The organism is Pseudobacteriovorax antillogorgiicola, assembly GCF_900177345.1.
In the GTDB taxonomy this organism is placed as follows: Bacteria; Bdellovibrionota_B; Oligoflexia; order Oligoflexales; family Oligoflexaceae; genus Pseudobacteriovorax; species Pseudobacteriovorax antillogorgiicola.
In genome coordinates, this window is record NZ_FWZT01000003.1 from 105489 (window position 1) to 117238 (window position 11750).

An 11750-nucleotide genomic window follows, 5' to 3' on the forward strand; every position below is an offset into this window, starting at 1 on the left:
TTAATTCTCTTCGATCTTGTAGGCCAGTTTTAATAATCGAGAATCAACCAAAATTGATCTAGCTCTAGCATTGGCCAGATAAATGATAAACTTCACATAACCATCCTTTTCAAGGAGCTTCACTAACGTATGTTTGCGACTCCAACCATCAGCATCAGAAGTTTCTATTAGAGCTGCATTGGGATAAGAACCGACTTTCGCCTCAGCTTTTGGGCTAGCTATTCCTGAGTAGAGCACGACATCACAGCTCTTTGGGCTTGACTGAAGATCATGCACAAGTAGACCACTATCCTTAGCAGACTTGTGCTGAAGGACTTGCCTTAGCATCTCTAGGTGCTCCTGCGCATTAAATACACACAGATGAGGGGATGTCTGGGAGCTTTTGCTCCATTGAATAAAAGACAAAAGTCGAATCACCAGGACAGCCTCGACTTTTTCTTTCTGGAACACCTTAGCTTCAGCAGAAAGGCCAAATAGGCTAAGGGAAGCAGACAGAATGTAGTTCAGAAGTCGCATGGTGAATATTTACCAGAGTCAGTTTAGCTGGAAGTTAATTTTTTTCAATATTAGCATTAAGATGCCCCCCTTCCTATACCATATTATGAATTTCTGTCTGTTTTTCTGCATTCTATCTAACACACCAAAGTGAACTTGTAAGTCACGCAAGTCGCTCCTTGAGTGTATTACAAAGTTCGCAAGTCCGTTAAGAGCAATCGTAAGAAGTAGTCATTTGTATCCTTGGAGCTGCAGAACAATCCAGTGTCACCTTTCGCAGCAAATTAAGAAGCGGCGCAGCTAAAATTCGTTACCAATGGATCCGATAGAGACCTAAATCTATTAGGACCATATATGAAACTTTTGACATTCATCTTAGTGAACCTACTTATCACTCCTGCACTATGGGGAAAGTCTTCGAAAATATTTAGGGAAGAGTATAGTTCCCTTGAAGATGTCGCCATCGATATACCTAGAAACCCTGAAAAGTATCAATGGATCATTCGTGATACTATAGACGGCAAAAAAATCAGTACCAATGGTGCTCCAGTTGTTCGATTCTATGGTGGGAGTATGGTTATCGTTTCCTCTGTGCCCTCCGGCACACCGATTACTTTAGATTCGCTCAGAATTTGGGGGAGTATCAACTACTGGCCTGTACTGTACAAGGATGATCAAGGCCAGGAGCAGCAAGGCTGGGTCAGTGGTATGTTCGTTGAGAGAAAGTGATCGAGGAGCAACCCAGTATCACCTGAGTTGCTCTACTTGTTAAAGGGAGTCTCATAGCTCATGCTTGGACTCAAAAACCAAAAAACCTAACGATTTAAGATGGCGCGATCGAGACCAAAGACAAACGCATCCCCTTTACCAATACGAGAATCATCCACAACCCGAAACCAACCACCGTCATCCCACACAGCTCCACCTAGCCCTAAATCGATGATACCTTGAGTCATGAGACGATAATACTCCTTGACCACCGGCTCCGCACGGGATGCCTGTTGATAACGACCAACCCCATACTCACCATAATAAATTCCAACCCGGCCATAACCTTTCCAAGCGAGGACATTCTGAAAACCATTGCGGATATCAGCGGTAAGCTTAGCTAGGTTGGATCTATAGTAGCCATTATTGCCTTCGGGCCCACAAAATCGCCAAGGATCATAAGAGTGAACGGCAACCATTACAAAGGGGTCTTGCCCACCCCCTGGTAAACTGCTGATTAAGGGGTATACATAGCGTAGCATAGCGTGATTCCCTTGAGCATTTGGCGATACCATCACGAGCCTCTGGGCATTCATACCACCCGTGGCACGAATCGCCTCATAGGCAGCTAGATTGAGATCTCTCGTCCATTGCTGCGATTTTCCATCATACGGTGAGGCACCACCATTAAAATCTCCCAAGCGCCCTTCAGGCTCATTCAGGATATGAAAAACAAGCTTTGAGGAGTAGTCCTTGAATTCCCAGGCGATGTCAGACCAAAGACCATAAAAGCGGTTTCGCATTGCCTCGCTGCCATCATAGCCTTTCTTAAGCCACAGCTCATGGTGAGCATTAATAATGACCCAAAGCCCCTTGCTCAAGGCATAGTCGATGGTCGCCTTCAGGTCCTTAAAGCGGCCCAGGCTTCGATTCAACCCACCACCCGGAAGGGCAAGTGTACCATTCTCATGGTTTTCAAGCCAAGTGATCGGAATTCGAACATTAGTAAAGCCACGGCTTACGTATTGATCGATCAGACTCTTGGTAAATGCAGCATCGTGCCGACGCCAATTGGAGCCTTTTCCATAGGCATCGAACGTATTCCCGAGATTAAATCCTCGCCCCATAGCCTTCGCCGCAGCCAACCCAGAGAGAGACTGTCGCACTAGAGGGTCAGTTTTTTGAGCGAAGCTCATTACATGTTTTTCGCTACCTATACCCTGGTAGGCAAATGCTTCTGAGCTCTTAGCCCCTAGAAAACAAGCCACAGACGCTAGAATCGATATACCAAGTCTAAATTCCATACTAACCTCAATGTTGATTAATTTCCCATAACTGGTTCGCTAGTTTTGCTGCCATCTGTTAATTTTTTAAAAATATGAATTAAGGATTTGACTTTTATCCAGTTTCCCAATTGAAAAGCGAACGAGGACAAAAAAACAACACTTTGGTAGGACTATGGTTCGAAATGGCATTCTTTAGAGTTCATTGAGGCAGGGTGAGGCGAATATTCCCATGAGAGTTGAAAAGGCAAGCCCCAAGTACTAGGCTTGCCTTTTCAGGCTCCAGAGACGTGCTATGCAATCGCGCATCGAGCTGACTGCTGCACTTTGATCATAGACTTCATCACATCGTGACTGGACACCACGCCGACAGGCCTACCTTCTTCTACAACTACAGCCTTCTGACCACTACTATGAAACATCTGATAGACGGTAGACGTTAGGCTTGTATCCCGAGTCAGGGTCATGGGGAAGTGGTTCATGCAGTCTCGGACAGCGGCCGTTCGGACTCTCTCAAAAATGTCTTCGGCAGTCTCTGCTGAATCAAGGTACTCGCCAAAAATTGTTGCAACCGAAAGACCACGTCCATCAACACGACTGTAGTGGGGTAGAAAATCGTTTTCAGTGACGGTCCCCTGAAGAATACCGCGATCATCTATTACCGGAAGAACGCCAATTTTTTTCTCGACCATTAATTGAACCGCGTCTTCCAATCGCCAATCCTGATGGCAAGTGATGACCGGTGATGACATTATATCTGACACGCGCATGGAATCTCCTTTCACTAAATTCCCAACCATTTAGATTATCGAAAGATTACACGGCGGATAAAAATAGAAAAGTTGCATTACTATTCCCTATAAAAACGATAATTCAGTCTTATCGTAAGGTTTGCTCTGTATCTGAGATGCAACAAAAAAGGGCGATTTTGAGCGGGTTTTGGGCAGCTCTTTGTAAAACACGCACAGATCACTGGAGTTTCACTTGAGCATCGCCACCAATTCATAAAAAACTTCCTTTATCGTAAACTTACTCATGGGAGTGACTATGAAAACGGGAATTTTAACAGCATTATTATCAGGGATTGCAAGCCAGACCGCTTTCTCTCACGGCTACGTTGCGGAGCCTTTTTCAAGAGGCTTAGCCTGTCGTGAGGGATTAAACGAGGATTGTGGAGCCATTGTGTGGGAACCACAAAGCATTGAAGGAGAGGATGGCTTTCCTCAGTTCGGCCCACAAGATGGCTCTATCGCAAGCGCAGGGCTTCAAAGTTTTGCCCCCCTGAACGAGCAGAGCTTAGAACGTTGGTACAAAACAGAAATTGAACATCACATCAACTTTAGATGGCACTTCACAGCGCCTCACGCTAGCAAAGACTGGCGCTACTTTATAACTAAGGACCATTGGAACCCAGATCAGCCACTAACCAGGGCTTCCTTTGATCTTAGTCCTTTCTGCGTCTACGAAGGTGCTATGAAGCGACCTCCTAAAAGCCTCACACACCACTGCATGATTCCAGAATCAAAGGCTGGTTATCACGTGGTTTTGGCTATCTGGGATGTTGGTGACACGGTCAATAGTTTTTATAACACTATCGATGTAATTCTCCCAGAAGGCGACCCGGGACAAGACCCAGAGCCAACACCTGATCCAGAGCCAACACCTGATCCAGAGCCAACACCTGATCCAGAGCCAGAGCCAGAACCAAACCCAAATCTCTGTGACGTTGATTATGACTTCCCAGATGGCTTCAAAGAGTACCGATCAGGCACGATTGTCTACCAACCAAAAACTGGTTCAAGCTACCAATGCCGACCTTTTCCCTACAGTGGCTACTGCCAGCAATGGTCTGAAGGGTCTAATCAGTTTGAACCTGGAATCGGAAGCGCTTGGCAACTCGCTTGGGAGCTTTGCCAGAAGTAAATAACACTTGTAGAAACTATTTAGGCAGCTTCACCATGCTAGTTCGATGACTGTATTCTGTTTCAACTAGATCTGCACTGCCTTTAGCAATACGATCCAAGTCTTTAACCACCTGCGCGATGCGATCGGTAGATCGCTGCGCCTTGTCAACGAGGCTTTGGTCGTATTGCCCTTTGCAAGTTAATAAGTCGAGACTTCCCTTAAGAGACCCTAAAGGGTTATTAATCTCATGGTTATAGGTAATAATAAGCTGCCGTGCTTTCTCTTGATGAGCGAGTTCTTCTCTAAGTTTTTGGTGCTCTTTACGGCCCCTAATTGCATACAAACCAACAAAGAATGAAGCGAAGGCATAGCAAAGATACTGCATCATGCGATGGGTTGGATTAATTTCTTGTCCGAGATGTTTTTTTGGGGGTAGCAGGTCAACGGCCTCGATCGAGAACCCTCCCAGAATAGCAACTAAAACTAGTGCTGTTACCAAGGAAGAATGACGAACAGAGGTAATTTGAGTTGCCATAATCGGCATCAAGACAAGGGCCATGGTAGCCGGCGCATTATTAATCCCACGTTTGTCACAAATACCTACGAAAATCATTAGGACAAAAGCGAATAGAGTTGCCGTCCGCCACCGATCAAGCTCAGGGTTTCGCCATTGCATGTAGCAAGATCCAAGAGCAAAAATCCTAAGCGAGGCTGAAAGAAAAAGGATCAGTGGTTCCAAGTGCGAGAAACTGAGAGTAGCTGCCAAAGATATCCAGGCAAATATTGCTCCAACAAGAGATATCGTAAAGCCAATTCTAGCCTTAAACTGGGTATTTTCATCGAGGAAATGGAGTCTCTCATGGAAGCTCTTGAACATCACAATTTCTCTGTAAGCTACACTTGCAAGGTTAGAGAATGGCCTTCTGACCACACTCCCATTATAGCATTACTTCTAATCTACTTTATACCTGACAGAATATATGACGGCTATGGTAACTAGTGCTTAGTCACATTGGATTCTCGGCTAGGCGTCGAGGAATGATTGAGGGGATAGTACTCCCGTACAGCGACGATTGAGAGACGAAGACAACAACGCCGAGGATTCAATGTGACTAAGCACTAGTCAGAGATCAACATGCTGTTGAGCCAAACCGTAGAGCCGTTGCCCTTAACATCTGTCTGCAAATCCTCGATAGCATATCCATCGGCCATTTCAATTTCTATTTTTCCCTGATTCCCTCGGGCTCTGATCTCAACGAGAGATATGTTAAGATTCGATCGAATAGTTACCGCCTGCTGATTGCCTGCGATAAATAGGCACAAGGCTGCGACTGAAACCGGTTCTTCGCTAACTAACTCAAGATCAAACTGTGATTGGTTTCCGGTAATTCGAGCAACTATGGCTTTGTTATCCTCAATCGATACGGATTCTTGGTTGCCATTAATTTTTAATTCGGTGTAGCTGCCATCCTCTAATTTGGAGCACTTAACATTCGAATTTGTATCGCCTTTCTCGTCACCTTTTTCTGACCCTTTTTCTTCGTTACCAGGTTCCGGCCTTTGATCTGCTGAAACAACATTCACTTCAGTGCCAGATCGAAGTGCCGTTTCACCTGCAAACTCTTCCGACTCACAGGCTAATAGTGATAGAAACGACATCAAAAGCACAACAATAAATTTCATTTGAATCATCCTCCATAAAGTGTGGGTTCTATATAGTTCGTGATAGGGTGGAAAGACCTCAGACGCTGAACTTTTTACGAAACTTTGCGAACAAGCAACTATCGGTACAAAGGAATCATTGGATCTAAGGTTCAAAAACTGCTGAATTTGCTGATCAGAAAGAAGTTTAGGATCTTTTTCATTTTGCGATCGAAGTTTGTACAGATCTATTCGGTCGAAAATGTAAGAAACCTAACGTAGCTGTCTTATAAATCGTATTATCAAAGGTTTACACCGTCCTAATTTGTACATATTTCGATTCTATTATAACTCCGACAGCCAATAGCCTGGCACCATGAGTTTGTACCAAAAAAGTTCAAAAGCACCTATTCTCTGAAGGATAATATTCAGTTTTTATTAGATAAAGAGCGATACATTTTTTGCCCTTAGTTTTATTCGCAGCAAGGCCGATAGATTGATTAGACACCGCACATATTTTCGGGGGAAGGATAATGGGTAACCAAGGTATTTACATGTTAATGATTTTGTTAGGCTTAGCTTCCTGTGCGGACTCGGGCCAGTTTTCGAAAAGCTCCATTAAGCATGCTGAAGCACCTCAGGTGGCTGATGCAACTCCAGAGACGCCTGACGTTGTGGAGTCATCACCCGAAGCTCCTGAAGAATTAGCAGCCGAGCCAGCAGAGGAATACACCGCCCTAGATGAATGCCTCAACACTTGGGAGAACCACCCCTTTTCCCTCGAAGAAATAAAAAACCCAACTCTAGCGAACATCGATCAAAATAAGGGCAATGGCGACCTCATTTACTCCGATCCAACAGCCACTGAACTGCCAGCACTTTATCTGGTAACGATCGGTCTCAATGTCGCCAACAAAGGCATGATGGAACTCAGAAATCCAAATGGGTGGTACTGCTTGTACTTCACGGGTCGAATCGCAAACAACTTTCAGATATTAATGGGTCAAGAAAGTATGTTAGCCACAGTTTCACAAGAAACTCAAACGGCTAATAATTTTAAAGTTATAAGACAGTAGCACGCATTATTTTTGATAATTCCCACAGTTCACAAGAGGGAAAAGCTCTTCAGATAGGGGAAAACAGTGAACGACACCCTAAAAATTATCCATGAAAAGGTTCTAGTCGAGCTAAAGCCCAGTAGCTTTCTCGATTACAAGGTCTTTCTCAGCAGCCTATTTTCTACCATGAAAGGCCTCGATACTGGCTACTCATACTATCAGTTTGCCGAGGACATGGGTTTTGCACGAACCAATATCATGTACCAGTATATGGCTGGTCAAAGAAAGATGAGTTCCAAGGCGGCTGAGCAGATCAGCAAGCATCTGCAACTGAAAGGTTCGGAAAAGAAGTACTTCCAGCTCCTGGCGGAATATTGCAACACAAGCTCAACCCGCAAGCGCGATGACTTGTTCAAGGCTTTGTTAGAAATCAAACAAAGCAAGTTGGAAGATACCTACGATAAGGATATCCTCACCTACCTTAGCGAGTGGTACCACCCGGTTATTCGAGAACTCATTGGGCTTGAATCAACACCGAATAAACCTGCAGATTTAGCCGATATGATCCAACCACGAGTCCGACCAGAACAAGTTAAGAAGAGTATCGACTTGCTAAAGCGTATCGGTCTGGTGGAAGAAGATGAAACCGGAATGCTTACCCAAACAAGTAAGAACATCGCAACAGGCCACAGAATTAGAGGCATGGCCATAAAGTCCTACCATCAGGCGATGATTGAACGCGCAAAGGATTCACTGTCTACCGTAAAGGGAAGTGAGAGAAATATTAGTGCGATGACTATCGCTATCGACGAAAAGAACTACGAACTGGTCCGATCCCTTATCCATGAGTTCAATGAAAAAGTTTTCTCTTTGTCACAAGACATTGAAAGTCAGGATCGAATTTATCAGTTTAATGTTCAGTTCTTTCCATTCGTGACTCCTCAAGACAAAGGGACCAAAAAGTGAGATTGGAACTAATGGCTTTTTTAAACCTTATAGTATGTTTCTCACTAGTTTCTGCTTGTGGAACCTATATCGGAAACCCCGAAGAAGATGACGAGGTCCAAAACTCGGAGACCCCAGATGATGACGGCACCACAGTGAATACTCCTGAAGACCCCAATGAGATCAGTGACAAGCTTTTCACACTTGCCTTAACGGATGCCGCTGTGGATGATCTGTCCGCATTCTATATTACCGTGGCTTCGATAACCGTAAAATCAACAGACGAAGATGATGTCTCGATTCCAGTTTCTGTCACCGATGAAATCAATCTTTTAGACTATCAAGGTAGTGACTCTATACTGTTCGCCGGGACTGATGACATCCCCTACGGCACCTACTCTGAAGTTCGTCTCGTCCTAAGCACCGAATCCGCACCTAGAGCCCTTGACCTTGAGGGCAACGAAGTGGCAGTCTCCGCCCCTAGTGCGACAAGCTCAGGTATTAAAATTACAACCGAGTTTGAAGTAACGGAATCGGGCAGCTCATTAACCTTGGATTTCGACCTTAGAAAGTCGCTCAAGGTGACTGGCAATACCATCAAGCTTTCCCCAAGGATAAGAGCTGTTTCAACGGAGGAAAGCTTTGAGATCAATGGGAGCAGTAGTGCCATTGTTGCTTGTCTTTATGAAGCCTCTATCGAGCCTGATGATGATACTGGCTGTGATCAGTCGGTTAGCTCCGCAAATGTTAAATCAGGGACGTTCGAGATCGGCTTCGTAGCACCAGGTAGCTACAAGATAAGATACTTCAACTCTGACGGTAGCACATCGGATTCCAGCAGCTTTGAAGTAACCGACTCAAACGTGACAATTAACCAATAACAATTAGCAAAATCCTTGGCTAGGAACATTTGTCCTAGTCAAGGCGCTCAGCTCTTCACGACTAAACATGATTTAGTTTGCCTCATCAATTTCAATTAATTACCATAAATAGACAATTACTATTCTCATTGGCTTGCATATGATGAAAGAGGTTACAGTTGCAGCTTATTAAGCCTCGACTCGAACATTGTCTTAGTTGGTTTCTGCTATTTTCTTGGTTCACAGGTAGCTCTCTGCTAGCTCAGGAACAGGACATGCCCGCCTCTCTCAACCTCGCTGAACTGTTGGATTTAGATGTGTCGATCGCAACCAAGAGTGAGACCAACTTACGTGAAACGCCGGGGATCGTATCGGTGGTTACCCGTGAGCAAATGCTAGCCATGGGAGCGAGAGACGTGATCGATGTCATCCAGCGCATGGTGCCTGGCTTTAGCATTGTTACTGAAATTGAAGGCGCACAACTGTTGAGTATACGAGGGTTAAATGCCATTGATGGCAAATTCCTCGTCATGATCAATGGTCTCGATATCAATGGGGAGAAGTTTGGTATTGTGCAATTTGCCAAACACTTCCCTATCCATGCACTTGAAAGGATCGAGATCATTAGAGGGCCTGGTTCGTCTATCTATGGAGGCTATAGCTCACTGGGCGTGATCCACCTTATCACTCGTAACGATCAAAGACCTGGAAGCTATAGCATCGTAGATGCCGAGCAAGGGCATGAGGCCTTTATCAATGGAGTTGTATCAAGTGGTTATGCTGGAGTTGAAGGCGACCTAAAGGGAAGCGTTAACCTCACAGTGAGCCAAGGAGTTCTCAATGATGGAACATCCACCAGCTTCTATGGAGATCCAATCACACTTTCTGATGCCAAGATCAACAGCTTGCAAGGAACTTGGGATATCAAATATGCTGAAACCTACGCCAAGGGTTTGATAGACCTTTATCGTGCTCCAGCCTACTACTTTGATGAACCTAATGAAGCTCCGTGGCAGCACATCAGAGAACGCTGGGATACCTATCAAGTTGAAATCGGACATAGTATTGAGGCTTCCGAAGCTCTTAGCATAACCCCCTATGCCAACTACAAATTGCAGTATCCTTATTGGATTGACCAAGGGCCCTACTGGTTTCGAAACAAAGTTGACCGAACCATGGCTGGTTTCAACGTTTCCTATCGTAAAGGGCCATTGAGTATACTTGGAGGCTACCAAGGATTTATTCATACTATCTACCGCGCTGAAAACCTAAACCTAGCAGTCAACGAAGAAGTTCTTAGGAATGACCCTGCCATAGACCGAATCAGCTATCGAAATGATTCCGTTTTTGCTCAGATGGTTTACAGCCATTCTCTTGCTAATATCACACTGGGAGCCCGATATGATAAGACCGATATTCATGGGAGCTTTTTTGCTCCAAGAGTTGGTTTGACCAAGGTCTGGTCCAACCTGCACATCAAGTTTATGACTGCTCAGAGCTTTCGTGTACCGGGAGGCATTATTCCTAATCGAGTCGAAGACGCCAACAAGTTTGAAATCGATCCCGAAACGACTCTTAACAACGAACTTGAGCTAGGCTATCAGTTTGGCAAGCACACTTGGGTTGCAGTCAACCTTTTTGATCATATTATTTCCGATCCGATCCGCTATAGTCCTGGTGATAGCGGCATTGGAAGTTACCGGAACGAAGACCCTATCGGCACCCGAGGCTTTGAATTGGACTTCCGCTATATCAAAAGTCGGATATCAAGCATCTTCACCTATGCATATTATGAAGTGACTGAAAATGATACTGATGATTCCTTGGCACCAGACCACCCTAAGGAATCGCTGGGGCAGTCTCGTCATAAGTTAAACTGGGTTCTTTCCCTACCTGTTGCGAAAAACTTGTCAATCAATCCTTCTGTGGTCTATCTTGGCGAAACATTCGCTTACACAGAGCAAGGGGCCGTTACAGGGGTGGATGACAGCGGTGATGAGCAACGTGCCGACCCAGAGCTACAGACTTTGGCCCCCCAAGGCCTTGTCAATGTCAATCTTCGCTATCAAAACCTAATCGGTATAACGGGCTTTGAAGGCTCACTTGGCATCCAAAACTTGGGCAATCAAGATGTCTCAATTGCCCAACCCTACAAGGCAGAATATCCCGTAGCTCCCTTGCCGTTTGGGAAGCGATCGCTTTTATTGCGCCTTCTCTGGGAGCATTAGAGCTGGGCAGATAGGCTCTAAGAAGCGTTGGCTAGTGCTGTCAATGCCTGATTGACTTCCTTATTTGCTGCCCGTACCTTGTAGTCTTGATTTGCATAGGCGTAGACGATCTTGCCATCTTTACCAACAACATAAACGGCTGGTATGGGCACAATATGATGTCGCTTGCCCGAAGCCGCTTCGAGATCTATTTGGTATTTTTCTTTGTAAGTTTTCACAAGATCTTCTGGAACCTTATACTCCAGTTTCATCGTCTTAACGATTTTAGCTCCGTTATCACTGACTATGTGCCAATCATCTTTTAAGTTCCCCTTGGTCTTAATTCCCTCGGCTGGCTTATCAACGCTGATGGCGACGATCTTTCCCTTGGTTTTCTTTAAAACTGGCAGAACCTCTTGATTAACAGCCTGAAGCTGACGATTGCAGTAGGGACACCACCCACCTCGATAGAACAGAACGACCAAAGGCCCATCTTTCACCAATTGCTTGGTATCCACAGCTTGGCCATTTATATCCTTGGTCGCAAAATGGGGAAACATATCTCCTTTGGAAAGACCTGGCTGAGCGAGTAAAGAACCCGAGACAAGAAGAAGCCCAATACTGAACAGGCGACGGAGTGCTTGCATA

At 45.0% G+C, this 11750-nt stretch carries 12 protein-coding genes; 6 read left to right on the forward strand and 6 right to left on the reverse strand.

Annotated elements, in window-relative coordinates; genetic code table 11:
- Positions 1-516: a YfiR family protein gene (locus B9N89_RS04955; protein ID WP_132316229.1), complete on the reverse strand. Its 516-nt coding sequence runs from the start codon at positions 514-516 to the stop codon at positions 1-3.
- 333 nt (positions 517-849) lie between these two features.
- On the opposite strand from B9N89_RS04955, the gene B9N89_RS04960 reads away from it, so the two are divergent.
- A complete protein-coding gene (locus tag B9N89_RS04960; RefSeq protein ID WP_132316227.1) occupies positions 850-1224 on the forward strand; it encodes a hypothetical protein in 375 nt (124 codons plus the stop codon).
- An 86-nt stretch (positions 1225-1310) separates the two neighbouring features.
- Here B9N89_RS04960 and B9N89_RS04965 read toward each other — a convergent pair whose 3' ends face one another.
- Entirely contained in the window at positions 1311-2507 is a 1197-nt protein-coding gene (locus tag B9N89_RS04965; RefSeq protein WP_132316225.1) for a glycoside hydrolase family 5 protein, read from the reverse strand.
- Between the two features lie 272 nt (positions 2508-2779).
- On the reverse strand, positions 2780-3256 hold the full coding sequence (locus B9N89_RS04970; protein WP_159455152.1) for a CBS domain-containing protein: 477 nt from the start codon (positions 3254-3256) through the stop codon (positions 2780-2782).
- Between the two features lie 277 nt (positions 3257-3533).
- Here B9N89_RS04970 and B9N89_RS04975 point away from each other — a divergent pair, with 277 nt between their 5' ends.
- Positions 3534-4409 (forward strand): lytic polysaccharide monooxygenase, encoded by an 876-nt coding sequence (locus B9N89_RS04975; RefSeq protein ID WP_200820667.1) that lies wholly within the window; start codon positions 3534-3536, stop codon positions 4407-4409.
- Between the two features lie 16 nt (positions 4410-4425).
- Here the strand turns inward: B9N89_RS04975 and B9N89_RS04980 are convergent, their stop codons facing one another.
- Both B9N89_RS04980 and B9N89_RS04985 read right to left on the reverse strand, forming a co-directional pair.
- Positions 4426-5268: a histidine kinase dimerization/phospho-acceptor domain-containing protein gene (locus B9N89_RS04980; protein WP_132316219.1), complete on the reverse strand. Its 843-nt coding sequence runs from the start codon at positions 5266-5268 to the stop codon at positions 4426-4428.
- 242 nt (positions 5269-5510) lie between these two features.
- Positions 5511-6074, reverse strand: a complete 564-nt coding sequence (locus tag B9N89_RS04985; RefSeq protein WP_132316217.1) for a hypothetical protein — start codon at positions 6072-6074, stop codon at positions 5511-5513.
- A 512-nt stretch (positions 6075-6586) separates the two neighbouring features.
- Here B9N89_RS04985 and B9N89_RS04990 point away from each other — a divergent pair.
- The 4 genes from B9N89_RS04990 to B9N89_RS05005 all read left to right on the forward strand — a co-directional run bounded on the left by B9N89_RS04990 (position 6587) and on the right by B9N89_RS05005 (position 11123).
- Entirely contained in the window at positions 6587-7108 is a 522-nt protein-coding gene (locus tag B9N89_RS04990; protein WP_132316215.1) for a hypothetical protein, read from the forward strand.
- Between the two features lie 66 nt (positions 7109-7174).
- On the forward strand, positions 7175-8056 hold the full coding sequence (locus tag B9N89_RS04995) for a TIGR02147 family protein (protein ID WP_132316213.1): 882 nt from the start codon (positions 7175-7177) through the stop codon (positions 8054-8056).
- Positions 8057-8067: 11 nt separating this feature from the next.
- Entirely contained in the window at positions 8068-8916 is an 849-nt protein-coding gene (locus B9N89_RS05000; RefSeq protein ID WP_132316211.1) for a DUF4382 domain-containing protein, read from the forward strand.
- A 158-nt stretch (positions 8917-9074) separates the two neighbouring features.
- Entirely contained in the window at positions 9075-11123 is a 2049-nt protein-coding gene (locus tag B9N89_RS05005) for a TonB-dependent receptor plug domain-containing protein (RefSeq protein ID WP_132316209.1), read from the forward strand.
- Between the two features lie 17 nt (positions 11124-11140).
- On the opposite strand, the gene B9N89_RS05010 is transcribed toward B9N89_RS05005, so the two are convergent.
- Positions 11141-11749: a redoxin domain-containing protein gene (locus B9N89_RS05010; protein WP_132316207.1), complete on the reverse strand. Its 609-nt coding sequence runs from the start codon at positions 11747-11749 to the stop codon at positions 11141-11143.
- Position 11750: the final 1 nt, after the last annotated feature.

Bases quoted from the DNA above. Each gene is read 5' to 3' on its own strand.
- B9N89_RS04955 (WP_132316229.1), bottom strand. From the start codon at position 516: ATGCGACTTCTGAACTACATTCTGTCTGCTTCCCTTAGCCTATTTGGC.
- B9N89_RS05010 (WP_132316207.1), bottom strand. From the start codon at position 11,749: ATGCAAGCACTCCGTCGCCTGTTCAGTATTGGGCTTCTTCTTGTCTCG.
- B9N89_RS04970 (WP_159455152.1), bottom strand. From the start codon at position 3,256: ATGCGCGTGTCAGATATAATGTCATCACCGGTCATCACTTGCCATCAG.
- B9N89_RS04965 (WP_132316225.1), bottom strand. From the start codon at position 2,507: ATGGAATTTAGACTTGGTATATCGATTCTAGCGTCTGTGGCTTGTTTT.
- B9N89_RS04985 (WP_132316217.1), bottom strand. From the start codon at position 6,074: ATGAAATTTATTGTTGTGCTTTTGATGTCGTTTCTATCACTATTAGCC.
- B9N89_RS04960 (WP_132316227.1), top strand. From the start codon at position 850: ATGAAACTTTTGACATTCATCTTAGTGAACCTACTTATCACTCCTGCA.
- B9N89_RS04975 (WP_200820667.1), top strand. From the start codon at position 3,534: ATGAAAACGGGAATTTTAACAGCATTATTATCAGGGATTGCAAGCCAG.
- B9N89_RS05000 (WP_132316211.1), top strand. From the start codon at position 8,068: ATGGCTTTTTTAAACCTTATAGTATGTTTCTCACTAGTTTCTGCTTGT.
- B9N89_RS04990 (WP_132316215.1), top strand. From the start codon at position 6,587: ATGTTAATGATTTTGTTAGGCTTAGCTTCCTGTGCGGACTCGGGCCAG.
- B9N89_RS04980 (WP_132316219.1), bottom strand. From the start codon at position 5,268: ATGTTCAAGAGCTTCCATGAGAGACTCCATTTCCTCGATGAAAATACC.